Annotated in this window: 17 protein-coding genes and 1 tRNA gene; 6 read left to right on the top strand and 12 right to left on the bottom strand. The window is 74.6% G+C overall.

What is annotated here, in order from left to right; translation table 11 throughout:
* Positions 1-22: 22 nt before the first annotated feature.
* The 3 genes from ACZ60B_RS06940 to ACZ60B_RS06950 are packed head-to-tail and all read right to left on the bottom strand — an operon-like array spanning position 23 to position 2,648.
* Positions 23-565: a hypothetical protein gene (locus ACZ60B_RS06940; protein WP_469384858.1), complete on the bottom strand. Its 543-nt coding sequence runs from the start codon at positions 563-565 to the stop codon at positions 23-25.
* 11 nt (positions 566-576) lie between these two features.
* Positions 577-1,215 (bottom strand): RNA polymerase sigma factor, encoded by a 639-nt coding sequence (locus tag ACZ60B_RS06945; RefSeq protein WP_469384859.1) that lies wholly within the window; start codon positions 1,213-1,215, stop codon positions 577-579.
* Complete coding sequence (locus ACZ60B_RS06950; protein ID WP_469384860.1) at positions 1,212-2,648, bottom strand: S8/S53 family peptidase; 1,437 nt, start codon at positions 2,646-2,648, stop codon at positions 1,212-1,214. Before ACZ60B_RS06950 ends, ACZ60B_RS06945 begins: the two co-directional genes overlap by 4 nt.
* 155 nt (positions 2,649-2,803) lie before the next feature.
* Between ACZ60B_RS06950 and ACZ60B_RS06955 the strand changes: the two genes are divergently transcribed.
* Positions 2,804-5,371 (top strand): CHAT domain-containing protein, encoded by a 2,568-nt coding sequence (locus ACZ60B_RS06955; protein ID WP_469385075.1) that lies wholly within the window; start codon positions 2,804-2,806, stop codon positions 5,369-5,371.
* 31 nt (positions 5,372-5,402) lie between these two features.
* Here ACZ60B_RS06955 and ACZ60B_RS06960 read toward each other — a convergent pair whose 3' ends face one another.
* Complete coding sequence (locus tag ACZ60B_RS06960) at positions 5,403-7,337, bottom strand: LuxR C-terminal-related transcriptional regulator (protein ID WP_469384861.1); 1,935 nt, start codon at positions 7,335-7,337, stop codon at positions 5,403-5,405.
* A gap of 95 nt (positions 7,338-7,432) precedes the next feature.
* Here ACZ60B_RS06960 and absR1 point away from each other — a divergent pair, with 95 nt between their 5' ends.
* Positions 7,433-8,518 (top strand): beta-glucuronidase AbsR1, encoded by a 1,086-nt coding sequence (gene absR1 / locus ACZ60B_RS06965; RefSeq protein ID WP_469384863.1) that lies wholly within the window; start codon positions 7,433-7,435, stop codon positions 8,516-8,518.
* Positions 8,519-8,635: 117 nt separating this feature from the next.
* On the opposite strand, the gene ACZ60B_RS06970 is transcribed toward absR1, so the two are convergent.
* The 7 genes from ACZ60B_RS06970 to paaA form a co-directional block, all read right to left on the bottom strand.
* Positions 8,636-9,502, bottom strand: a complete 867-nt coding sequence (locus tag ACZ60B_RS06970; RefSeq protein ID WP_469384865.1) for a glutathione S-transferase C-terminal domain-containing protein — start codon at positions 9,500-9,502, stop codon at positions 8,636-8,638.
* 118 nt (positions 9,503-9,620) lie between these two features.
* On the bottom strand, positions 9,621-9,755 hold the full coding sequence (locus tag ACZ60B_RS06975; protein ID WP_469384867.1) for a putative leader peptide: 135 nt from the start codon (positions 9,753-9,755) through the stop codon (positions 9,621-9,623).
* Positions 9,756-9,890: 135 nt separating this feature from the next.
* On the bottom strand, positions 9,891-11,006 hold the full coding sequence (gene paaE / locus ACZ60B_RS06980; RefSeq protein ID WP_469384869.1) for a 1,2-phenylacetyl-CoA epoxidase subunit PaaE: 1,116 nt from the start codon (positions 11,004-11,006) through the stop codon (positions 9,891-9,893).
* Complete coding sequence (gene paaD, locus ACZ60B_RS06985; protein ID WP_469384871.1) at positions 11,006-11,536, bottom strand: 1,2-phenylacetyl-CoA epoxidase subunit PaaD; 531 nt, start codon at positions 11,534-11,536, stop codon at positions 11,006-11,008. The genes paaE and paaD overlap by 1 nt, the downstream gene beginning before the upstream one ends.
* Positions 11,530-12,381: a 1,2-phenylacetyl-CoA epoxidase subunit PaaC gene (gene paaC, locus ACZ60B_RS06990; RefSeq protein WP_469384872.1), complete on the bottom strand. Its 852-nt coding sequence runs from the start codon at positions 12,379-12,381 to the stop codon at positions 11,530-11,532. The genes paaD and paaC overlap by 7 nt, the downstream gene beginning before the upstream one ends.
* A gap of 10 nt (positions 12,382-12,391) precedes the next feature.
* Complete coding sequence (gene paaB / locus ACZ60B_RS06995; protein ID WP_392608395.1) at positions 12,392-12,679, bottom strand: 1,2-phenylacetyl-CoA epoxidase subunit PaaB; 288 nt, start codon at positions 12,677-12,679, stop codon at positions 12,392-12,394.
* Positions 12,676-13,647 (bottom strand): 1,2-phenylacetyl-CoA epoxidase subunit PaaA, encoded by a 972-nt coding sequence (gene paaA, locus ACZ60B_RS07000; RefSeq protein ID WP_469384874.1) that lies wholly within the window; start codon positions 13,645-13,647, stop codon positions 12,676-12,678. Before paaA ends, paaB begins: the two co-directional genes overlap by 4 nt.
* A gap of 195 nt (positions 13,648-13,842) precedes the next feature.
* On the opposite strand from paaA, the gene paaI reads away from it, so the two are divergent.
* A complete protein-coding gene (gene paaI, locus ACZ60B_RS07005) occupies positions 13,843-14,325 on the top strand; it encodes a hydroxyphenylacetyl-CoA thioesterase PaaI (protein WP_469385077.1) in 483 nt (160 codons plus the stop codon).
* A complete protein-coding gene (paaK, locus tag ACZ60B_RS07010; protein WP_469384876.1) occupies positions 14,322-15,677 on the top strand; it encodes a phenylacetate--CoA ligase PaaK in 1,356 nt (451 codons plus the stop codon). Before paaI ends, paaK begins: the two co-directional genes overlap by 4 nt.
* A gap of 97 nt (positions 15,678-15,774) precedes the next feature.
* On the opposite strand, the gene ACZ60B_RS07015 is transcribed toward paaK, so the two are convergent.
* Positions 15,775-15,848 (bottom strand) — tRNA-Pro (locus ACZ60B_RS07015).
* Positions 15,849-16,247: 399 nt separating this feature from the next.
* Between ACZ60B_RS07015 and ACZ60B_RS07020 the strand changes: the two genes are divergently transcribed.
* Together ACZ60B_RS07020 and ACZ60B_RS07025 are read left to right on the top strand one after the other, a co-directional pair.
* The gene (locus ACZ60B_RS07020; RefSeq protein ID WP_469384878.1) at positions 16,248-17,024 is read left to right on the top strand and encodes an SDR family NAD(P)-dependent oxidoreductase; all 777 of its coding nucleotides are present in this window, start codon (positions 16,248-16,250) and stop codon (positions 17,022-17,024) included.
* A gap of 457 nt (positions 17,025-17,481) precedes the next feature.
* On the top strand, positions 17,482-24,783 hold the full coding sequence (locus ACZ60B_RS07025; RefSeq protein ID WP_469384880.1) for an SDR family NAD(P)-dependent oxidoreductase: 7,302 nt from the start codon (positions 17,482-17,484) through the stop codon (positions 24,781-24,783).
* The last annotated feature ends 11 nt before the right edge of the window (positions 24,784-24,794 follow it).

Genomic DNA, 24,794 nt, shown 5'->3' on the forward strand with positions numbered 1-24,794 from the left:
CGGGTCTCCGGGTCCGCGGGTCTCAGGCGCGCAGCCACTCCGTGACGACCACCTCTGCGCCGGTCCGCAGCCGCAGCGCGAAGGGACCGGCGGGCGGCGCGTCGCAGGTGAAGCGGCCCAGGTCGTCCGCGGTGAGCGGAGCGGCCGTGCGCGGGCCGCTGAGCACCTCGATCCGGGCCGTCTGCGGCGGCAGCACCTGCCCCATCAGGCCCTCGGAGGTCACCTCCACGTCCACGCTCAGCTCACCCGTGCGGAACGTCAGCATCCGCGGCGGGTCCATCACTCCCCTGACCGGAATGGCGTCGGTCAGCGAGTCGAAGGTCAGCTCGGCGATCCGGGCGTCGAGGTCGCGCAGCGCGAACGCCTCCATCGCGATCCGGTACAGCTCCCCCGGCACCGGGTCCAGGACGGCGGCGGCCCGGCGGAGTTCGTCCTCCAGCCGGTCGCAGTCCGGCCCGTCGTCGACCCCGTCCGCCGGGCGGTGGTCCGGTTCCTCGTCCGGCCCCCCGTCCTCGAACCCGTCCTCGTCGAAGTCGTGCCCGTCCAGGCCGTTCAAGCCGTTCATGTCGCCCATGTTCACAGCGCTCCCCGTGCGTCGAGTCGGGCCCGCAGCCGGCGCAGACAGCGCTGGCGCAACGGTCCGATGCTGCCGACGGCGATGCCCAGTGCCGCGGACACCTCCTGATAACTGGGTGGCTGCGCGGCCATCAGGACGCGCAGCAACTGCCTGCAGCGTTCGCCGAGTTCCTCGAACTCCTGCCAGACGTGCCGGATGCGCTCGCTCTCGGCGGCGGCCTCCTCGGAGTCGAGCACGGACTGCTCCGGCGTACGGTCCTCGCTGACCCGGTCGAGCAGTTGCGGATCGTCGGTCGGCATCAGCCGCTTCGAGCTCCTGATGACCTTCAGGCTCTCGTGCCGTGTCGTGCTCGCCAGCCAGGAACCGGCCTTGTGCGGTTCCCGGATCCGCCCCAGGTTCTGGGCGAACCGGAACCACACGGTCTGGTACACCTCGTGTCCGTCGGCGTCCGAGAGCCGGTGGGCTCGCACCACCGACCACACCAGGGGGCTGAGCCCCTCCACGAGCGCTTTCCAGGCCGCCGCGTCACCGTCGACGGCGGACCGGACGAGCGCGCCGACATCTGTACGATCCACGGCCCCACCCCTCGTGTACGGCAAGTCATCGTACGCCGTGGAAGGGGCGCCTCCGGCCCTCATGCGGGAGGCGCGAGCTGCACGACCGGCACCGGACGCCAGGTGGGCGGCCGCAGCGCCGGTACGTGTGCCCCGCGCACCTCGGCGAACCCGGTGTTCGCCGCGAGGAGCTGCCTGCGGGCCGCGCGCGGGTCGGACTCCTTGTGGGCGCTCATGTGGGAGGCGATCAGTCCGGCGGTGACCGGGGTGGCGAAGGAGGTGCCGCTCCAGTGCGCGAACCCCTCGAACATCACCTGGTCGGCCTTGCCGGGTGAGGTCTCCCGTTCCTCGCTCAACAGGCCGGTGTGGCGCGGTGACTGGCAGGTGCAGACGTAGGTGAAGCCGTACCGGCAGGCGTCGTACGTGGAGTGCCGGTACACGTACGGGACGGGTGCGTCGAAGCCGGTGAGGGAACTGGTGAGGCGCTCGCCGGGGGCGTAGACCTGCACCCAGGAACCGTGGTTGGTGAAGCAGGCGCCGAACTCGCCGTCCCCGCGCAGCGCTCCGACCGACAGCACGGTGTCCGCGTACTCGGGCAGGGAGGCGTAGGCGGCGGGCCAGAACGGGGCGGCGCTGGAGTTGTTGCCGGCCGCCGCGACCAACAGGGTCGGCTGGTCGCGCAGTTCGCGCATGAAGGCGTCCACGCCGAGCAGGCCGTCGGTGCGGCCGTTGCTGGTGCCGGCCGAGAGGCTGATGATGTCGGGCCAGCCGTCGCGGTCGACGGCCGCGAAGAGCGCGTCGCCGAAGTCGGACTCCAGGATGGCGCCCGCGTCGTTGAGCGTGTTCCGCACGGTGACGTCGGTGTTGGGCGCGACCGCGGCGACCAGGCCGGCGATGAACGTGCCGTGGCCCACGTACTGCTGGAGGACGCCCTGCTCGTCGGTCTCCCGGAGCTGTGGGTCTCCGTCGGTGTGGGCGAGCAGCGGGTAGGACCGGTGGTCGTGCATCAGGCCGGTGTCGATCACCAGCACGCCGACCGCGCTCCCCTGGTCGTACGTCCCCTCGGCCGGCGCGGGGTTGGGTGTCTGGGTGAGCGGGGCGGGCACGGGCTCGTCGCCGGGGCAGGCGTTGACGGCGATGGACACGACGTGGTTGCGGCTGACCAGCCGGCGGCCCGCGCGCCCCTCCGCCTCGCGCAGGGCGCGCAGGGCGCCCGCGACGGCGCGGTCGGCGCGCCGGTCGCCGTGTCCGGGGTCGCCGACCTGGATCCGGGTGATGCCGGAGCGGTTGGTGTCCGGGCCCGCGCGGCGCACGTGGTCGGCGACGAGACCGGTGGTGCCGGTGAAGTGCGTGCGCACGGTGTCCTCGACGAGGCGTGCCTCCTCGCCGTCGCGGGCGAGCACGACGCCCTTCTCGTAGATGAACTCGGCGGAGTCGTCCGGCCCCATCGCGAGGGGGACATCGGGGATCGAGCGCTGGATCTGGTCGAACTGCTCGTGGAATCGCTGCGGTGCCATGCGTGTCCTCCCACAGAGGTGGTGGTCTTCAATCAGAGTCGTGCGGTCGTTGATTGATACAGCGTCAAACGCCCGTTTCATGGTTCAAGGGGCTGCGGAGCACTACCATCCGTTGCGTGACAGCGGGAAGCGACTCGGTTCTCGAACTGCTGCCCATGGTGTTCGCCGCTCCCAACGACGCGGTGGCGCGGGCGGAGGGAGTACTCGGCACCGATCCGCCGCCGCTGCACGCCTCTGTCGCCCACCAGGTGATCGGCATCTGGCAGCGGGACTGGGGCGACATGCGGATCGCCCTGCGGCATCTGCGGCGTGCCCGGGACCTGGCGGCGCGCGCGGAGTCGGCCGAGCGGGAGGCGGACGTGCTGGGCACGCTCGGGGTGGCGCTCGTGCACGCGGGCCGTACCCGGCAGGGCCTGGCCGCCTTCGAGCGGGGGGTGGGGCGCGGCAGCGGACACACCCGGGCCCGGGTGCTGTACCGGCGGGCCTACGCCTGGTGGGTGCTGGGTCATCATCGTGAGGCGCTGGAGGACGTACGCAAGGCGATCCCGGTGCTGCGGCAGGCGGACGACGTCATCTGGACGGCGCGCGCGCTGACCCTGCGCGCCACCGTGCACCTGGCGCTGGGCGCGGTGGAGCGGGCGGACGCGGACTTCACGGCCGCCGAGGCGCTGTGGGACACCACCGGCCAGGAGCACGACAAGGCCGACGCGGTGGAGAGCCGGGGCCTGGCCGCGTTCCGCTCCGGGGACGTGCCCGTCGCGCTGCGGCTCCTCGACGAGGCCGAGGAGCGGTACGCGAAGCTCGGCACCCCGACGTTCATGCTCAACATCCGGCGCTGCGAGGTGCTGATGGCCGCCGGGCTGGCGCCGGAGGCGCTGGCCGAGGCGGACGCGGCGATCGGGGTGCTGGACGGGATCGGCGGGCAGTCCACGCGCAAGGCGGAACTGCTGCTCGGGGCCGCCCGGGCCGCCCGGCTGTCGGGCGACCCGCACACCGCGATCGCCCGCGCGGACCTGGCGGTACGGCTGTTCGCGGCGCAGCGGCGCGGCTGGTGGGAGACGCACGCCCGGCTGGTGCTGATCGAGGCGCGAGTGGCCGCCGGGCGCGGTTCGGGGCGGCTGGTCGCGGACGCGGCGGCGGTCGCGGACCGGCTGGCCGCCTTCGGCGCGCCGGCCGCGCCGGAGGCGTCGCTGCTGGCGGGCCGGATCGCGCTCGGTCTGGGCTGGACGGCGGACGCCGAACGGCATCTGGCCGTCGCGGCGCGCGGTCGGCACAGCGGGCCGCCGCTGGCGCGGGTGACGGGCTGGGCGGCGCAGGCGCTGAGCGCCCGTGCGGCCGGTTCCGGCCGGGGGGTGCTGGAGGCCTGCCGGCGCGGCCTGGACGTGCTCGACGACCACCGGATGACGCTGGGCGCCTCGGAGTTGCGGGCCCGCGCCACCGAGCAGGGCGCGGAGCTGGCGGCGCTCGCGCAACAGGCGAGCCTGGCCCGGGGCGGGCCGCGGCGGCTGCTGGAGTGGAGCGAGCGCTGGCGGGCCACCGTGCTGTCCGCGCCACCCACCCGGCCGCCCGCCGATCCGGCGCTGCTGAGCGGGATGACCGCCTACCGGGAGATCGCGGCGCGGGCCGAGGAGGCGCGCCGGGACGGGCGTCCGGTGCCCGCCCTGGAGCGGGAGCAGCGGCGGCTGGAGCGCGAGGTGCGCTCGCGGACCCTGCACATCCGGGGCGCGGACCCCGGCGGCGGCGACCGGTTCGAGCCGGACCGGCTGCTGCGACGGCTGGGCGACGACGTACGGCTGCTCGAACTCGCCGTGGTGGACGGGCGGGTGCATGTGCTGCTGTGCGCCCGGGGCCGGGTGCGGCGGTGGGCGGCCGGGCTGCTCGTGGACGCGGAGCGGGAGGCCGAGTACATCCAGGCGGGGCTGCGGCGGCTGGCGCATCCGGGGGCGGAGGGCCGGCTGCCGGTGGTGGAGGCGGCCGGGGCCCGGCTGGAGGAGCTGCTGTTCGGGCCCGCGGCGGGGCAGTTGGGCAGCGGGCCGGTGGTGGTCGTGCCGCCGGGCCGGCTGCACCGGGTGCCGTGGGCGTTGCTGCCGTCGCTGCGCGAGCGGGTGCTGAACGTGTCGCCGTCGGCGAGCAGCTGGCTGCGGGCCCGGGAGACCGCACCGCCGCCGGGCGGGCGTCATGTGCTGGTGCGGGGCCCGGGGTTGGCCACCGGCGGTGCCGAGGTGCCCGAACTGGTCGACCGGTACGGCACACCGGTCGTGCTGGAGCACGCCGACGCGCGGGTGCCACGGGTGCTGGAGGAGCTGGACGGTGCCGCGCTGGCGCACATCGCGGCGCACGGCACCTTCCGGGCGGACTCCCCGCTGTTCTCGTCGCTGCGGATGGCCGACGGGCCGCTCATCGTGCACGACTTCGAGCGCCTGGACCGCAGCCCGTACCGGATCATCCTGTCCAGCTGTGACACCGCACGGTTCGCCTCGGTCGGCGCCGACGAACTCCTCGGCCTGGTCACCGCCCTGCTGCCGCTGGGCACGGCCGGGGTGGTGGCGAGCAGCGCACCGGTCAACGACGCCGCGGTGGTGCCGCTGATGCTCGCCCTGCACAAGGGCCTCAGCACGGGCCTGAGTCTGGCCGAGGCCCTGCGCGACGCACGCGCGGCGCTGCCGGGTGACGCGCTGCACCAGGCCACGGGGTGGGCGTTCACCGCGTTCGGCGCGGCATGAACGCCCTTGTTCCCGTGGCTCCTTGGGGGATTCAGGCCGAACGGGGCTGCGGCTGCGGGCCGTCCGTGACGAGCCACGGCAGGGCGTCGCGGTCGCCGGCGCCGAGGCGGGCGTAGGCGCCGTAGAGATGGTTGCCGACCGTGCGGATGGAGAGGGTGAGCTGTTCGGCGATCTCGCGGTTGCTCAGGCCCGCCGCGGCGAGGGTGACGATCTGCCGCTGCCGGGCGGTGAGTTCGCCCAGGGCCAGTCCCGACAGGGCCGGGGTGCGGGCGCCTTGGCAGCGCCGGGCGAGTGCGGCGGCGCGAGCGCGTGAGGTGCGGGCGGCGCCCGGGGCGCGGTGGGCCCGGGCGGCCTGGGCGTGCGCCTCCGCCGCGAAGAGCAGGAAGCCGCGCTGTTCCAGGGCCCGCGCCGCGCGGTCCAGGGCGGCCGCGTCGCCGTGCGCGAGGGCTCTGGCGTGGACGGCGAGCACTCCGTCGGCGGGCAGGCGGCGGGCGGCCTCGGCCGGTGCGCCGAGCCGGACGGCCTCGTAGCGGGCGTACGGGTCACGGTCCCCGGGCACGTCGCGCAGGGCCTCGAGTGCGGCGGTGACGTCTCCGCGGGCGGCCGCCAGCCACGCCTGCGACGCCTGGTCGGCGGCGGCTTCGCTCGCGGTCGTGACATCGCCCGACTGGGCGGCGGCCAGGGCCAGTTCGCGGCGGCAGGCGAGGTCGTCCGGCGCGCCGCGCAGGCCTTCCCTGGCCCAGGCTCCGGCCTCGCGCAGACGGCCGCGCAGCCGGCAGAACCGGGCCCGTACGGCCGCGTGCCCGGGCGGCAGCGGTGCGCCCTCCGCCACCAGCCACTCCCCCACGGGGGCCGGCAGGTCCCGTACGTCCGCGTGGGCGATCCGGTGCTCCAGCGCGGCCGACTCGCTCGCCAGGGCGCGTTCCCGTTCCTGCGGGGTACGGGCCAGCCGCCCCGCCCGCAGCCGGCCGGCCGCGGCCCGCAGCACCGGGCCGTGCAGCGGGTGGGCGAGGCGGACGGCGTGCGCGGTCCCCGCGGGCCGGACGGCGCCCGCGCCGCCGGGAAGGTCGTCGGTCTCGGCACGGCCGTGGGTCTCGATCGGGTCGCCGGTCTCCATCAGGCCGTCGGTCTCGATCAGGCCGTCGGACTCGAGGCGTTCGAGGATCCGCAGGTCGAAGGTGTCGGCGGGCAGCGGGAGGGGCTCGGCGAAGGCGAGGCGGTCCAGGGTCTCGCGCTCGTCGGGGCAGGCGCGTTCCAGGAGCCGGGCGGTGCGTTCGCGGACGGCGGCGGTCACCGGTACCGGGCCGCGCCAGGCGCGCTCGCCGGTCTCCGGGGACGGAGTGAGGGCCCCCTGTGCGTGCAGCGCGCCGAGCAGTTCGCGCAGCAGTCGCAGATCGCCCCGGGACAGGCGGTGCAGCCGGTCGACGGTGAGCGGTTCGAGCGGGCCTCCGGCCCCCGCCACCAGCAACCGTGCGCTCTCCTCGGGGGGCAGTGGCGTCAGCGCGAGGCGGGGCAGCAGTTCGCCGGTCCACAGCCGGCTCACCGCGCCGGGGGCCGGGACGCCGTCGGTGGCGACGACCAGCAGCCGGGTGCGGCCGTGCACGGCCAGGTGATGGACCAGGGCGGCCGACACGTCGTCCAGCAGCTGGGCGTCGTCGACCATCAACAGCCGGGTGCCGGAAAGGAGTCGGACGGCCTGGTGCAGGGAGACGGTGTCCGGGAGCAGCGGCGCGAAGGCGGCCAGCGGAAGGTCGCGGGTCTCGGGGGTGCCGGCCACGCGGACGCAGCCGGTGCCCCGCACGGCCTCCGTGGCGAGCCGGGTCTTGCCGCAGCCCGCCGGGCCGGTCACCACGATGCCGGGGCGCCCGGCGGCCAGGGACCGCCTGACCAGCTCCAGTTCGTCCTCCCGTCCGGTGAACGGCCAGGGCGGTCCGAGGGTCTTGGCGTCCCGTTCGAAAGTCGTCACGAGGGTATGAGCGGGGATACTCACCCCTGATACAGGGCGACTTGAGTAGACCGCGACTCAGGTGTGCCGGGGTCGGTGCGCGGCAGGCTGTGCCCATGACCGCTCGCTACTGCTCCCTCGCGCAGCAGTCGGCAGCCGCCTTCCCGGCGGGGCTGACCGCCGAGCGGCTCGGCGCGCTCGTGGGCGGGCGGTCGATGTGGGTCAACGGCACGGTCGTGCACTACCACTTCTTCGACGGCGACGCCGACGGGTCCCCGATCGCCCTGCCGGGCAGCGGCGAGACCCGGTGGGTGTCGTGGGTCGGCGCCGAGGAGCAACGGGACCTGGTGCGCGAGTGCTTCCGGGAATGGCAGGACCTCGGCATCGGCGTTTCCTTCGTCGAGGTCGGCGACCGTTCGGAGGCCGAGCTGCGGATCGGATTCCAGTTCGGTGACGGGTCCTGGTCGGCCGTGGGCAAGGACGCGCTCCGCGTCGGTCTCAACGAGCGCACCATGAACTTCGGCTGGGATCTCACCGTGCCCGGGGAGCGCCCGACGGCACTGCACCAGATCGGGCACGCGCTGGGCATGGTGCACGAGCACCAGAGCCCGTTCGCCGGTCTGCACTGGGACGACGAGGCCGTGTACGCCGATCTGGCGGGCCCGCCGAACTTCTGGAGCCGGGAGACCACGTACAACAACATCCTGCGCAAACTGGACCCGGCCGAGGTGAACGGCACGGCCTGGGACCCGCTGTCGATCATGGAGTACCCGTTCCCGTCGGGGCTGGTCCTGGAGCCCGAGCAGTTCCGCGGCGGGCTGCACCCGCCCGGCGGGCTCTCCCCGCTCGACAAGGAGTTCGTGCTCCGCTGGTATCCGCCGGCCGGTCCCGGCCGGCCGCCCGCGCTGGTGCCGTTCCGTTCGGCGCCACTGCGGCTGGGCCCGGGCGAGCAGGCCGACTTCGCCGTCGAGCCGGCGGAGACGCGTACGTACACGGTGGGCACGTTCGGCGACAGCGACACCGTCGTCGTGGTGTTCGAGGAACGGGACGGGGAGCCCCGCTTCCTGGCGGGCCGGGACGACGGGGGCACCCCGCACAACGCGACGGTCCGGGCCCGTCTGGTCAAGGGCCGCCGTTATTTCGTCCGGGTCCGTCTGTACTCCGTCAGGGGGTCGGGCGAGACGGCGGTCATGTGCTGGTGAGCACAGGACCGGCCTGACCCGGACGCACGGACCGCGGTCCGGCGCCGGGGGAAAGGGGCCGGTGACGTCACCTTCGGGGGAGGGAGACGTCACCGGCCCGCCGACGTGTCGGCGCCCTCAGATCCGGTCGGTCCCGGCCGCCGCGTGGGCGGCCCAGTCCAGGATCTGGACGGCCGAACCGGCGGCCTCCAGGCCCCGGCAGTGGGCGTGGTGGCGGCGGGCGATGCCGTCGAGGTCGAGGTGGGCGCCGAAGGCCGGGTGGGCGGTCAGGCGCCGGGCGTAGGCCCACAGGGCGGGGTGGTCGACGAGCCGGTGCACGGCGGCGGCGTCCAGATGGTGGCGGTGCACGGTGTCGAGGGTCACCAGGGTCACCCACAACTCCACGTCGGCGGCGGTCGGTCGGTCGCCGGCCAGCCAGGTGCGGCCGGCCAGCCCGCGCTCCAGCGCGCCGAGCGCGGCCAGCAGGGTGTCCAGGGCGGCGGCCCGCTCGTCCTCCCCGGCTCCGGCCCGTCCGGCGTGCTGCGCGGCCTCGTCGATGCCGGACACGGACGGCCACTCGGCGGCCTCGGTGCCGCTCGGGTAGAGCGAGGGTCCGTCGCCGCCGAAGCCGCGGGCCAGGTCGCGCATGATGTCCGGGGCGTGGGTGCTGACGATCCGCCCCGACCAGTCGTCGGCGAGCACCGGCGCCAGGGCCGGTCCGGTGTAGCGGTGGGCGCTGGCCTCGTACAGCGGGCGCAGTGCGGTGTGGCCGCCGTCGGGGTCGTCGGGGACCGCCGGCAGCCAGGTCACCGGGCAGGCCTCGGAGAGGTCGAGCAGGCTGTGGGTGACGGCGATGCGCAGCCCGTCGGGACATGCGGTGGACAGGTGGAGCCGGTAGCGGCGCGGTACGGCGTAGTGGCCGCTGCGCGCGTCGCGGCCGAGGCGGCCGCGGAAGGCGGGAGCGAGGCGGGCGGAGGGCACGGCGGCGAGCGGTGTGACGGTCATGACTCTCCCCGAGAGCGATCGCGCGACGGACGCGCGGCGGAAGCGACGTCGGACGGGCGGCCCGGTGCGCTCGGACGGCAGGCCGCGGAAGGCGGGTGCCGGGGCGTGCGGGGCCGGCTCAGACGGGTCGGCCGATCGCGCTGCAGACGCGCTGGAGGTCGATGTGACGGCGGGAGGTCAGAAGGGGCGTGGGGCGAGGCGGCGAGGACGGCGAACGGCCCGCGTGCGCGGTGACCGGTCCGAGGCAGCCCATGTTTCCCTACCTATTCACTAGGATTCCTATCGGGAGTGTCGGTCCGCCGTGGGCCGTCGTCAAGGGGGCGTTCACCAGGCGGGCACGGGAAAACCCCGGGGCGCCTGGATCGCGCCCCGGGGTGTCCCGCTCGGCTCAACTGTCGAAGTCGACGGTCAGTTTCTCCGACACCGGGAAGGTCTGGCAGGTCAGGACGTAACCCGCGTCGACCTCGCCCGGTTCGAGGGCGAAGTTGCGGCGCATGTCGGCCTCGCCGTCGGTGACCAGCGCACGGCAGGTGCCGCACACCCCGCCCTTGCAGGCGAAGGGCAGGTCGGGGCGGGTCAGTTGGGCTCCGTCGAGGATGGTGCGGCGACGGGAGAGGGCCGAGGTGGTGGAGCGGCCGTCGAGGGTGAGCGTCACCTGGCTGACGGGTCCGTCGGCGGCGTCGGTGTCCTCGTCGTGCCGCACCTCGCGGACCGGTTCGTCGTCGGCGTAGAACAGCTCCTGGTGGACGCGCTCGACCGGTACGCCGAGGCCGGCCAGCACCTCCTGGGCGTCCCGGACCATGCCGTGCGGGCCGCACAGCCACCAGTGGTCGGCGCTCTCCACGTCGACGAGCGCGCCGACCAGCGCGCGCAGCCGGTCGGCGTCGAGCCGGCCCGAGAGCACCTCGGCCTCGCGCGGCTCGCGGGAGAGCACATGGGCGAGCTGGAAGCGGCTGGGGTACAGGTCCTTCAGGTCCGCCAGTTCGTCGGCGAACATCACGGACCCGGTGCGCCGGTTGCCGTAGAAGAGGGTGACCCGCGAGCGGGAGTCGGCGGCGAGGACGGACTCGGCGATGGACACCATGGGCGTGATGCCGGAACCGGCGGCGACCAGGACATGGTGGCCGGGCTCGGTGAGGTCGGGGGTGAACGCGCCGGTGGGCGCCATCACCTCGACCGTGTCGCCGGGGCGCACCTCGCGCACCAGCCAGGAGGAGAACAGACCGCCGGGCACCACGCGCACCCCGATCCGCGGCACGGAGCCGGCCGGGGAGCAGATGGAGTACGAGCGGCGCTCGTCGCGTCCGTCGATCTCGCGCCGCACGGTGAGCGACTGGCCCGGGGCGAACGCGAACTCCTCGGCGAGTTCCTCGGGGATCTCGAAGCTGACGGCGGCGGCGTCCTCGCACAGCGGCTGGACGGCGGCGACCCGCAGCGGGTGGAAGACCGGACGGCGGCGCGGACGCGGACGTACGGCCGCCGAGGCGGGGGCGGTCGGGGCCATCAGATCTCCTTGACGTACTCGAACGGCTCGCGGCAGGCGAGGCAGCGCCACAGCGCCTTGCACGACGTGGCGGAGAACCGGGAGGTCTCCTCGGTGTCCGCCGCACCGCAGCGGGGGCAGGGCACGGCCGTGCGCCGGGTCGCGGACAGCACCAGCGGCACCGGGCCGGAGGCGGCGCGCCCGGGGGCGGCGCCGGGCGGCGCGATGCCGTGCTCGGCGAGCCTGCGGCGCCCCTCTGGGGTGATCCAGTCGGTGGTCCACGGCGGGTCCAGGACGGTACGGATCTCCACCCGCGCGAATCCCGCGGCACGCAGCCGGGCGGCCACGTCGGCGCGCATCTCGGCCATCGCGGGGCAGCCCGAGTAGGTCGGCGTCAGGCTGGCGACGACCGTACCGTCCTGCGCCACCTCGACGTCGCGCAGGACGCCGAGGTCGGCCAGGGTCAGCATGGGCAGCTCCGGGTCCGGCACCTGCGCGGCGATCCGCCGGGCGCGCCGGACGTCCGTGGGCGGGGTCGCCGTGGTCACCATGTCGCCTCCGGGTGGGCCCGGGCCACGCTCTGCAACTCGGCGAGCAGCGGGGCGAGATGCTCGGTGCGGTCGCCGTCGCGCCCGGCTCCGGGCAGCGGTTGCACGTCCGGCAGCGCGAGGCCGGCGGCGTCGAGCACCTGCCCGAGCACGGCCGTCACCTCCTCGCGTACGTCCGCCGCGTCGATCCCGAACCCCGGGCCGGTGGCGAGGAGTTCGTCCACGTACGGGAAGACGTCGGCGAGGGCGGCGCGCATCCTGCGGTGCGACTCGTCCGTGCCGTCGCCGAGGCGTACGGCCCACTCGGCCGCGTACTGCCGGTGGTAGGCCAGCTCCTTGACGCCCTTCGCCGCGATCGCCGCGAGCACCGGGTCGGCGCAGCCGGCGAGCCGCTCGAACAGGGCGAGCCGCCAGGCGGACAGCACCAGCAGCCGTACGACGGAGAACGCGAAGTCCCCGTTGGGCAGTTCGGCCAGCCGTACGTTGCGGAAGGCGTCCGCGTCGCGGAAGTAGGCGTAGGCGTCCTCGCCCCGCCCGCTGCCGTCGACCTGGCCGCAGCGCGCGTACAGCAGCCGGGCCTGGCCGAGGAGGTCGAGGCCGATGTTGGCCAGCGCCACCTCCTCCTCCAGCTCGGGGGCACGGGTGGTCCACTCGGCGAGCCGCTGGGCGGACACCAGGGCGTCGTCGCCGAGCGCCAGGCAGCAGGCGGCCAGCGCGGCGGCGTCCACACCGTCCGGCACGGAGGTGTCCACGCCGTGCAGCGGGTCCTCGAATCCGGTGCCGAACGCCCAGCGGGCGTCGTCCTCGTGTCCCTCGGCGAGGGTCAGGTAGACGTGGTCGTCACTCATGCCCTGCTCCTCAGATGTGCGGGACGTCGTCGGGGATGTCGTAGAAGGTCGGGTGGCGGTAGACCTTGTCCGCGCTGGGCGCGAAGAACGGGTCCTTCTCGTCGCGGGTGGAGGCGGCGATGTGCTCGGAGCGCACCACCCAGATGCTCACCCCTTCGTTGCGCCGGGTGTAGAGGTCGCGGGCGTGGGTCAGCGCCATCCCGTCGTCGGCCGCGTGCAGCGAGCCCACGTGCACATGGTTGAGGCCGCGCTTGCCGCGTACGAACACCTCGTACAGGGGCCAGTCCTGCTGTGTCATGCCGCCGTACCTTCCTGAACCCGCTTGTTCCGCTTCGCCGCGTGGGCGGTGGCCGCCTCACGCACCCAGGCGCCCTCGTCGTGGGCGGCCCGGCGGCGCGCGATCCGCTCGGTGTTGAGCGGGCCGTCGCCCTTGATGACCCGCATCAGCTCGTCCCAGTCCGGGGTGCCGAAGTCGTGGTGGCCGCTCTCCTCGTTCCAGCGCAGGTCCGGGTCGGGCAGCGTGACGCCGAGCTTCTCGGCCTGCGGGACGGTCATGTCGACGAACCGCCGGCGCAGCTCGTCGTTGCTGTGCCGCTTGATCTTCCAGGCCATGGACTGCGCCGAGTTGGGGGAGGCGTCGTCCGGCGGCCCGAACATCATCAGGGACGGCCACCACCAGCGGTCCACCGCGTCCTGGACCATCTCGCGCTGGGCGTCGGTGCCGCGCATCATGGTCAGCAGCAGCTCGTAGCCCTGGCGCTGGTGGAAGGACTCCTCCTTGCAGATCCGCACCATGGCGCGCGCGTACGGCCCGTAGGAGCTGCGGCACAGCGGCACCTGGTTGCAGATCGCCGCGCCGTCCACGAACCAGCCGATCACCCCGACGTCGGCGAAGCTCAGGGTCGGGTAGTTGAAGATCGACGAGTACTTCTGGCGGCCCTCGATCAGCTTCTCGGTGAGGTCCGCGCGGTCCACGCCCAGGGTCTCGGCGGCGGAGTACAGGTACAGGCCGTGGCCGGCCTCGTCCTGGACCTTGGCGAACAGGATGGCCTTGCGGCGCAGCGACGGCGCGCGGGTGATCCACTCGCCCTCCGGCTGCATGCCGATGATCTCCGAGTGCGCGTGCTGCGCGATCTGCCGGACCAGCGTCCTGCGGTAGCCCTCCGGCATCCAGTCCCGGGGCTCGATCCGCTGGTCGCGCGCGATCGTCGCGTCGAAGTGCTCCTGGAGGCCCTCGGGGGCGGGCGTGGAGTCTGTCGTGGTCATCTGCACCAGCTTCCCAACCGACCATTCGTTCGGTTCCAGTGTGCCTGTTCCTTCCCGGCCGGGCAAGACCTTGACAGTCGACGGCGGTGCGGGATTACGTTGGCGGTGCGCACGCTAACCGAATGTTCGGTCGGTTCACAAGGTGGTGAGATCGTGACGCAGGCCCGTGACACGGCCCTCGGCCCGGCGGAGGAGATGTTCGCCGCGGACGAGGCCTCCCGCGGTCTCGGCATCGAGTTGCTGGAGGTCGGTACGGGAAGCGCCGTGCCGCGGATGACCGTGACCCCCGCGATGGTCAACGGGCACCGCATCGCCCACGGCGGCTATCTGTTCCTGCTGGCGGACACCGCCTTCGCCTGCGCCTGCAACAGCCACGGCCCCGTGACCGTCGCGGCCGGCGCCGACGTCGACTTCGTCGCGCCCGCGTACGAGGGGGACGTCCTCGTGGCCACGGCGACGGAGCGCACCCGGTTCGGCCGCAGCGGTCTGTACGACGTGAGCGTGCTGCGCGGTGACGAGGTGATCGCGGAGTTCCGCGGCCGCAGCCGCACCGTGCGCGGCACGCAGCCGGATCGGTCGCAGCCCGATCGATCGAGCGGCGACCGGTCGCAGCCGGTTCGATCGCAGCCGGTTGGAGCGCAGCCGGTTCGAAGCACACAGAGCAAGGAGTCGCGATGAGCAGCGCAAGCGGACTGACGGGCCCCGCGGCCCCGGGCGGCGGACGGCTCGGGGACCCGGTCCCCGGCGAGCTGCTCGACGACGGCGAGCGCCTGACCCGCGAGCAGCTGCGCGAACTCCAGCTGGAGCGGCTGCGCGCGACGCTCCGGCACGCCTACGACAATGTCGAGCTGTACCGCAGGAAGTTCGACGACGCGGGCGTCAAGCCCGACGACTGCCGCAGCCTGGCGGACCTGTCCCGGTTCCCCTTCACCACCAAGGCCGACCTGCGGGACACCTACCCCTTCGGCATGTTCGCCGTGCCCATGTCGGAAGTACGCCGGGTGCACGCCTCCAGCGGCACCACCGGACGCCCCACGGTCGTCGGCTACACCGAGAACGACCTCTCCGTCTGGGCGGACGTCGTCGCCCGCTCGATCCGCGCCGCGGGCGGCCGCCCCGGCCACAAGGTCCACGTCTCCTACGGCTACGGCCTGTTCACCGGCGGTCTCGGCGCGCACTACGGCGCCGAACGCGCCGGCTGCACGGTGATCCCCGCCTCCGGCGGCATGACCGCGCGCCAGGTGCAGATCATCCAGGACTTCGAGCCCGAGATCATCATGGTCACGCCGTCGTACATGCTCACCCTGCTCGACGAGTTCGAGCGGCAGGGCCTGGACCCGCGCGACAGCTCGCTGAAGGTCGGCATCTTCGGCGCCGAGCCGTGGACGGAGGAGATGCGCCGCGAGATCGAGGAGCGCCTGGACATCCACGCGGTGGACATCTACGGGCTGTCCGAGGTGATGGGCCCGGGTGTCGCGCAGGAGTGCGTGGAGACCAAGGACGGGCTGCACGTCTGGGAGGACCACTTCTTCCCCGAGGTCGTCGACCCGATCACCGACGAGGTCATGGCCGAGGGCGACAGCGGCGAACTCGTCTTCACCTCCCTCACCAAGGAGGCGCTGCCGATCATCCGCTACCGCACCCGGGACCTGACCCGGCTGCTGCCCGGCACCGCCCGGCCCGCCTTCCGCCGGATCGAGAAGATAACCGGCCGCTGCGACGACATGATCATCCTGCGCGGGGTGAACGTCTTCCCCAGCCAGATCGAGGAGATCGTGCTGCGCACCCCCGGAGTGGCCCCGCACTTCCAGGTGCAGCTCAGCCGGCGCGGCCGGATGGACCACATGGTGGTGCGGGTCGAGGCCCGTCCCGGCGCCGGTCCCGAGCAGCGCGAGGCGGCCGCCCGGACGATCGCCCAGGGGGTGAAGGACGGGGTCGGTGTCACCGTGGAGGTGACGGTCGTCGACCCGGAGACCCTGGAGCGCTCGCTCGGCAAGCTCCGCCGGGTCAAGGACCTGCGGGAACAGTGACCGCCCGCGGCCGCGCACCGACCGCGTGCGGGCCGCACACGGGCCGCACGTGAAGAGGGTCCCCGCGGACTTCCGTCCGCGAGGACCCTTCGCACCGTCGGGACGACAGGATTTGAACCTGCGACCCCTTGACCCCCAGTCAAGTGCGCTACCAAGCTGCGCCACGTCCCGGTGCGACCCACTCGGTACGACTCGTCCGGCGAACCGCGTGATCACGCAGGTCAACACTACCGTACGCGCACAGGTGCCTGCGCCGGGGCGCCGACCGCGAGACCGCCGACCGCGGGTCCGCGGGCCCCGGAGCTCCGACCCGCTGTACGCGGCCGTGGTCCGCCGGGCCGACTCGCGCGCCCGGGTCCCGTCCTCGCCGCCCGCGATGTCCGCCGCACCCCAGGCCTGCCGCCGGTCTCGTCACACCCGTCCCGTAACACTCGTTCCGTAACGCGGGTCTCGGGCCGCGCGTCTCGTGCCCGAGAACCCGTCCGTGCACATGGCTGTCACTCTTCGCCGTCCGCCGCTACAACCTGGGGGCACACGGATCGCCGTCGCCGCAGCGTTGGAGGTACGGACATGAGCGGGCGGGACTTCTCCGGCCGGGCGGGCACCGCGTTCGTCGCGGGCGGCACCGGCGCCGTCGGGGCGGCGGTCGTCCGGGTGCTGGCCGAGCGCGGGAGCGACGTGACGTTCACCTACCGCAGCGACGCGACGGCGGCGCGGGACCTGGTGGCGCAGGGTGCGGCGCACGGCGGACGGGTCCGCGCGGTGCGGCTGGACCTGCGGGACGAGACTGCCGCGGCCGCCGCCGTGTCCGAGGCCGCCCGGACCCACGGCGGACTGCACACGGTGGTGTACGCCGCCGGGCCGCATGTGCCGATGCTGCATCTGAGCCGGGTCGCACCGGGGCAGTACCGGGCCCAGTTGGAGGGCGACGCGGTGGCGTTCTTCAACCTGGTCCACCCCTGCCTGCCGCTGCTGCGGGAGAGCCGGGGCGGCATCGTCGCGGTCACCACGGTCGCCACGCGCCGCTTCCCGGTGCGTGACGGGCTGTCGTCGGGGGCGAAGGGGGCGGTCGAGGCGGTGGCGCGGGCGCTGGCCGCCGAGGAGGGACGCTACGGCGTCCGCGTGAACTGCGTCGCTCCCGGCATGCTCACCGACGGCATCGCGGCGCGGCTGATCGACTCCGGGGACCTCGACGAGCGGGCCCTGGCCGCCGCCCGGCGCGCCATCCCGCTGCGCCGTTTCGGCGAGGCGGGGGACATCGCGGAAGCGGTCGCCTTCCTCGCCTCGGACCGGGCCGGGTTCATCACGGGACAGGCCCTGGGGGTGGACGGCGGATACAGCGTATGAACGGCGGACCGGACTATCGTCCGGCGCCCGCGGAAGCCGGCACACACCCCTTCCCGGTCAGTTCAAGATCGCCCCCCGGAATTCCCCCGCGGCCGTCGCACGAGGGGAAAGGGCACCTCGATCCGGACATGCCGCACCAAAGAAAGTTCCATATTCACCTATCGGTGTTTCGGTGATGTGTGAGGGGAGTGAACGGCTCGGCACCAGCAAGGAATTGCTCCGATTTCCGACGTCCCTTCCGCTGTCCGCGACTGACCGAATCAATGCGCCCGCATACTGCCCCGCTGGTTCAACGTTGACCAGTCAGTAATAACGGGGCTACCTTTCAACGCGTTTCGAGCAGGCTCTCCCTATTCGGTGTTCCCGGGTCGCCTCGGGTCCGGCCGGAATCCGACGCGCCGCCATCGTTGTCGTACCGCACCCCCCACCACGCAGTCTCAGCCTGATTCGGAGAATCATGACGTCTGCCGTGCGTTCCGAGGACATGATCATCGGCATCACCCCGTTCGGTGAACCCGACGCCGGGCTCGCGGCGGCGGTGTGCCGGGCCGGCGGGCTCGGCGTGCTCGACCTGGGCGACGGGGACCGAAGATCCCGTGACGCCCTGGGACGCCTGCGCCGACTGGCGCCGGGCCCGTTCGGGGTCCGGGTCGACGCCCGCTGCCGGCTGGACCCCGCCGACCTCGCGCCGGGGACCGGTGGCGCGGGCCGGCCGGACACGGTGGTGCTCGCGGCGAACGCGCCGTGGCGGGCCGAGGACCTGACGGCCGGCCACCGTGTGCTGGTGGAGGTCACGGGCCTCGACGAGGCACGCGCCGCGGTCCGCGCCGGAGCGTACGGGCTGATCGCCCGCGGCAGCGAGTGCGGCGGGCGGGTCGGTGAACTGAGCGTCTTCGTCCTGCTCCAGCAGCTGCTCGCCGCGCCCGGCATATCGCTCCCGGTCTGGGCCTGTGGCGGGATCGGCCCCAGGACGGCGGCCGCCGCGATGGCCGGCGGGGCGGCCGGGGTCGTCCTGGACGACCAGCTGGCGCTGCTGGCGGAGTCGTCGCTGCCGGAGGCGGCCGCCGCGCGGCTGCGGTCCCTGGACGGTTCGGAGACGGTCGTACTGGCCGGTCATCGCATGCTGCCGCACCGCGGCCCGGACGCGCCGCGCGTCACCGGCACCGACCCCGCGGCGGTGGCCGCGGCACTGGGCGCGCGGGATCCGCGCACCCGGTTGCTGCCGGTGGGTCAGGACGGCTTCCTCGCGGCCCGGTTCGCGCGCCGCTTCGGTGATGTGCGCCGGACCGTGCGCGCGCTGACCGACGCGGTGCGCGAGGCCGTGGACGACGACGTGGCGGCCGGGGCGCTGGGCGCGGGCTCCCCGATGAGCCGGGCGCTCGGCACCCGGCTGCCCGTCGCGCAGGGGCCGATGACCCGGGTCAGCGACCGGGCCGAGTTCGCGGCCGCGGTCGCCGCGGACGGCGCGCTGCCGTTTCTCGCCCTGGCGCTGGCGGACGGCGAGCGCACCCGGGCGATGCTGACCGAGACCCGGGCCGCCGTCGCCGGGCGGCCCTGGGGTGTCGGCGTCCTCGGCTTCGCGCCGGAGGAGGTACGGACCGCCCAGCTGGAAGCGGTACGGGAGCTGCGGCCGACGCACGCCGTCATCGCGGGCGGGCGCCCGTCCCAGGCGCGGGCGCTGGAGCGCGACGGGATCCGTACCTTTCTGCACGCGCCCTCGCCGGGGCTGCTGCGGCAGTTCCTGGAGGCCGGGGCCCGCCGGTTCGTGTTCGAGGGCTCCGAGTGCGGCGGGCACGTCGGTCCGCGCGGCAGCTTCCCGCTCTGGGAGGCGCAGCTCGCGGTACTGGAGGACTTCCTGGACGCGGCCGACGGCAACGACGGCAACGGCAGGAACAGCGGACGTGGCCGCAACGACGGGAACGGCGGGAACAGCGGGCGTGGCGGCGACGGCGGGCATGACGGCCGGGACGGGCGTGGCGGGAACGGCGACAGCGCGGCCGAGACGCTGGAGGTGTTCTTCGCGGGCGGTGTGCACGACGAGCGCTCGGCGGCGATGGTCGCCGCCCTCGCGGCCCCGCTGACCGCGCGCGGGGTCGCCGTCGGGGTCCTCATGGGCACCGCCTACCTGTTCACCGAGGAGGCGGTCGCGCTCGGCGCGATCCAGCCGCTCTTCCAGCGCCGGGTGAGGGCCGCCGAGCGGACCACCCTGCTCGAGACCGCGCCCGGCCACGCCACCCGCTGCGTGCCGAGCCCCTTCACCGCCGGATACCGCGAGCACGAGGGGCGGCTGCGGTCCGCGGGCGTGCCCGACCGGCGGGTCTGGGAGGAGCTGGAACGGCTCAACATCGGGCGGCTGCGCCTGGCGAGCAAGGGCGTCGACCGTGACGACGGCGGGGCGCTCGGGCCGGTCGGCGAGGAACGTCAGCTCACCGACGGCATGTTCATGGCCGGGCAGGTGGCCGTGCTGCGCTCGGCCACCACCACGGTCGCGGCGCTGCACCGGGCGGTGACCACCGGGGCCGCCGGGTTCCTGGCGGAGCGGACGGCACGGCTGCGCGACCGGCTCGACGCCCGCCCGGGCGGCTCCGGGTCCCGGGAGCCGGTGCTGCCCGCGCCGCTGGACGTCGCGGTGGTCGGGATGGCCTGCATGTTCCCCGAGGCGCCCGACCTGCCCACCTTCTGGGCGAACGTGGTCGGCGGCCGGGACGCGGTCGGCGAGGTGCCGCCCGAGCGCTGGGACCCGGCCGTGCACTACGACGCGCCGGGCACCGACGGCACCGCCTCCGTCGGTGGCGCCACCCCCTCCAAGTGGGGCGGCTTCCTGCCCCGCATCCCCTTCGACCCGCTGCGCTACGGCATCCCGCCGGCCTCCCTCGGCAGCATCGAGCCGGTCCAGCTGCTCTCCCTGGAGGCCGCCCGGCGCGCCCTGGAGGACGCCGGATACGGCGACGGGGGACGGGAGTTCGACCGCTCCCGCACCTCGGTGGTGTTCGGCGCGGAAGCGGGCAGCGACCTGTCCAACGCGGCCACGCTGCGCGCCGTGCTCCCGTCGTACCACGGGCGCGTCCCCGAGGGCCTGGACGGCCAGTTGCCCCGGCTGACCGAGGACTCCTTCCCGGGCATGCTCGCCAACGTGATCTCCGGGCGGATCGCCAACCGGCTGGACCTCGGCGGCGCCAACTTCACCGTCGACGCCGCCTGCGCCTCCTCGCTGGCCGCGGTGGACGTCGCGTGCAAGGAACTCGTCGGCGGCACCAGCGACGTGGTGCTGTGCGGCGGCGCCGACCTGCACAACGGCATCAACGACTACGCCCTGTTCGCGTCGGTGCACGCGCTCTCCCCCACCGGCCGCTCCCGCTCCTTCGACGGCTCGGCGGACGGCATCGCGCTCGGCGAGGGTGTCGCCTGCGTCGTACTGAAGCGGCTCGCGGACGCCGAGCGGGACGGCGACCGGATCTACGGGGTGATCAAGGGCCTGGGCAGTTCCAGCGACGGCCGGTCGCTGGGCCTGACCGCGCCCCGCCCCGAGGGTCAGCGCTCGGCACTGGTGCGGGCCTACCGCAACGCGGGGGTCTCACCGGCCGACGTCGGGCTCGTCGAGGCGCACGGCACCGGGACCGTGGTCGGCGACCGCACCGAACTGACCGTACTCGGCGAGGTGTTCGGCGAGGCGGGGGCCAAGTCGGGCAGCTGTGTGCTCGGTTCGGTCAAGTCGCAGATCGGGCACACCAAGTGCGCCGCCGGGCTGGCCGGGCTGATCAAGACCGTGCTGGCGCTGTACACCGGGGTCCGGCCGCCCACCCTGCACCTGGAACACCCCAACGCGGCCTGGGACGCGGACAGCAGCCCGTTCGTCTTCCACACCCGGGCCCGGCCCTGGGCGGCCCCGGCACGACAACGGCTGGCCGGTGTCAGCGCGTTCGGGTTCGGCGGGACCAACTTCCACGTGGTGCTCGGCGCGTACGCGGACGGCACGGCACCGGCGCAGGCGCTGGACGTCTGGCCGGCCGAGCTCTTCGTGTTCCGGGGCCGGGACACCGCGGCGGCGCACCGGGCCGTCGAGGAGCTGCTCGGGGCCGCCGAGACCGAGGGCCGGCCGTGGCGGCTGCGCGACCTGGCGCTGAGCGCGGCCCGGCGGGCCGACGTCTGCCCGGATCCGGCGCGGGTGGCGGTCGTGGCCGCGGACGTGGACGAACTGGTCGGGCGGCTGCGGCAGGCGCTGGCCGGGGAGCACGATCCGGCGCACGGCGTCCACCTCGCCGACCCTCCCGCCGCCCGTCCCGCCCAGGACCCGGCCGAGGGCAAGGTCGCCTTTCTCTTCCCCGGCCAGGGCAGCCAGCGCCCCGGCATGCTCGCCGACCTGTTCGTGGCGTTCCCCGAGCTGCGCCACTACCTCGAACTCGGCGCCGACCAGGCGGGCCCGCTGTACCCGCCCGCCGCCTTCGACGACGGCGCACACGACCGGCAGCGGGCGGCGCTCACCGACACCCGGGCCGCACAGCCCGCCCTCGGCATCACCGGCCTCGCCGCCCACGCCCTGCTCACCACGGCCGGGGTGCGGCCGGACATGGCCGCCGGACACAGTTACGGCGAACTGGTCGCCCTGAGCGCGGCCGGCGCCCTCGACCCCGAGACGCTGCTCGCGCTCAGCCGCGAACGGGCGGCGGTGATCCTCGCGGCCGCCGGGGCGGACCACGGAGCGGACCCGGGCACCATGGCCGCGGTCACGGCCGGTGCCGCCGAGGTCACCGAGGCCCTGCGGGCGGCGGGGGCCCCGGCCACGGTGGTCGTCGCCAACCGCAACGCGCCCCGGCAGACGGTGATCTCCGGCCCGGCCGACGACGTCACGGACGCCGTACGGCTGCTGCGCGAGGCGGGGTACGGCGCCCAGCGCATCCCGGTGGCCTGCGCCTTCCACAGTCCCCTGGTCGCCGCGGCCGGCGAGCGGTTCGCGGCGGCGCTCGCGGCCCGGCCGGTGCGCGCGCCGGAGTTCCCGGTCTGGTCCAACCGCACCGCGCGGCCGTACGCCGCCGACCCGGACGCGGTACGGGCCGAACTCGCCGCGCAGATCGGCGCCCCGGTCGGGTTCGTCGAACAGATCGAGGCGATGTACGAGGCGGGGGCGCGGATCTTCGTCGAGGCCGGTCCCGGCTCCGTGCTGACCCGGCTGGTCGGACAGATCCTCGGCGACCGGCCGCACCGCACGGTGGCCTGCGAACCGCACCCGGACACCGGACTGCGCGGCTGGCTGGACGCCCTGGCCCGACTGGCCGTCGCGGGGCTGCCGGTGCGCACCGGACCGCTGCTGCGCGGCCGCGACGCCGTCGACGCGGTGCGTACGCCGGTGCCGAGGCGCCCCGGCTGGACGGTCGACGGACAGTTGGTGCGCACCGCCGCCGGAGACCTCCTTCCCGGTGCGCTGGCACCGGCCCGACGAGTCGTGGAGACGACTGTGCCGACGAACCCCCCGCACGCGGTCCCGTCCGACCGGGACGGCCACCACGGTCAGGACCGTCAGGACGCCCAGGACGCGCTGATCGCCGAATTCCTGCGCACCAGCCGCGAGATGATCGCCGCCCAGCGCGATGTGCTGATGACCTATCTCGGAGCGGCGGCCGGGGAGCGGATCGCCGCGCCGCCCGCTCCCGGCCTCCCGTCACCCCCGCAGGCCGCCGCGCCGCTGGTGGAGCCGCCGCGTGTGTCGGTGCCTTCGCCCCAGCCACCGCCGGTCACCGAGCCCCCGGCGGTCGCCGGGCCCGACGTCCGGCAGTTGGTCCTGGAGATCATCAGCGAGCGCACCGGCTATCCCCTCGACATGATCGAGCCCGATCTCGACCTGGAGGCCGACCTCAGCGTCGACTCCATCAAGCGGGCCGAGATCGCCGGTGAACTGGCCCGGCGCCTGGGCGCCGGGAACGGCGCGGACCTCGCCGGTCTCGACGACGCCGAGCTGGAGGAACTGGCGAAGGCACGGACGGCCGCCGCGGTGACCGACTGGCTGACCGCACGGCTCTCCGGGCCCGCCGGGGCGGTCGAGGCGGTCGAGGCGACTGAAGCGACCGAGGCGACCAAGGCGGCTGAGGCAGTCGAGGCGACCGAGACAGTCGAGGTGCACGACGCGGATGTACACAACGCGGCGGTGAGCGGCGAGGCGCCCAAGCGGTATCTGCTGCGGACGGTGCCCCTCGGGCCGGAAGGCGGTGCGGCGGATCCGACGGCCGAACTGTCCGGGACCCGGTGGGTCGTCCTCGGCGACGCTCCCGAGATCGGCGCCCGGCTCGCCACGCACGGCGCCGACGTCGTCGTACGCGACCGGGACCATCTGCTCACACAGGACGACGGCCGGGTGGACGGGGTCGTGTATCTCGTGACGGGTGACACTCCGGTGCTGCCGGACGCCTTCCCGGTCCTGAAGGCCGCCCTGGCCCGGGGACCGCACCGGCTGCTGGCCCTGCGGCCCGCCCACGGGGACGCGCCGGACACGGTGGCGGCGGGGCTGCGCGGCTTCTTCCGCACCGTGGCGCGCGAGTATCCGCTCACGGTCGCGCGGACGGTGGAGGTGGCGACGGCATCCGCCGCCACGGACCCGACGACCGTCAAGAACTCACCGGTCGCCACGGACCCGACGACCGTCAAGAACTCACCGGTCGCCACGGACCCGACGACCGTCAAGAACTCACCGGTCGCCACGAACCCGACGACCGGCACCGGCACGCCGACCGTCGCGGAGGCGCTGTTGCTCGCGGACGCGCTGGTCGACGAGGTGTGCGCGCCCGGCCGCCCCCCGGTCGTGCTGCGCCGCCCGGAGGGCCGGTTCGGTCTGGAGCTCGCCGAGGCACCGCTGGGCATTCTCGGCAGCACCGGCGCCGGGCCGGCTGGTGCGGGGGCGGCCGAGGCCGCCGCGCTCGGTCTGGACCGGGACGCGGTGGTCCTGCTGGCCGGCGGGGCCCGCGGCATCACCGCCCAGTGCGCCGCGGCCCTCGCCGCGGCGGCCGGGTGCCGGCTCGAACTGCTCGGCAGGACGCCCGCGCCGGACGGCCCGGAGGACCCGGACACGGCTGCCGCCCGCACCCCGGCCGCCCTGCGCGCGGCGCTCGCCGCCCGCGGCGGGGCGACACCGGCCGCGATCAACCGGACCGCCGAACTCCTGCTCGCCCAACGGGAGATCACCGCGACACTGACGGAGCTCACGACGCTCGGCAGCCGGGTCCGCTACCGCTGCGTCGACTTCCGGGAGCCCGAGGCGGTGCTCCAGACGGTGAAGGAGATCCACGCCGAGCACGGCCGTCTCGACGGCGTCGTGTACGCGGCCGGGGTGATCGAGGACCGGGTGATCGCCGAGAAGACCGCCGAGTCCTTCCAGCGGGTCTACGGCACCAAGGCGACCGGCGCCGACGCCCTGCTCACCGCGCTGGAGGAGCTGCCCGACGGGCCCGCGTTCAGTGTGCTGTTCGGCAGTGTCTCCGGCGTCCTGGGCAACCGGGGCCAGGCGGACTACGCGGCCGCCAACGACGCGCTCCAGACGCTCGGCGCGGCCTGGGCCGCCCGCACCGGGCACCGGGCGCTGACGGTGCACTGGGGACCGTGGGCGCCCGCCGACCGGCACGGCGGCATGGTGGGACCGGAGCTGGCCCGCGCCTACGGCCGTCGGGGCATCCGTCTGATCGACCCCGAGGAGGGCACCGCGGCCCTGCTGCGTGAGCTCGCCTGGGGCGACCCGTCGGCCACCGCCGTCGTCTACACCGCCTCGGGCTGGTGAGGGCCCAGGTG

It is taken from the genome of Streptomyces sp. NPDC104096, assembly GCF_055584385.1.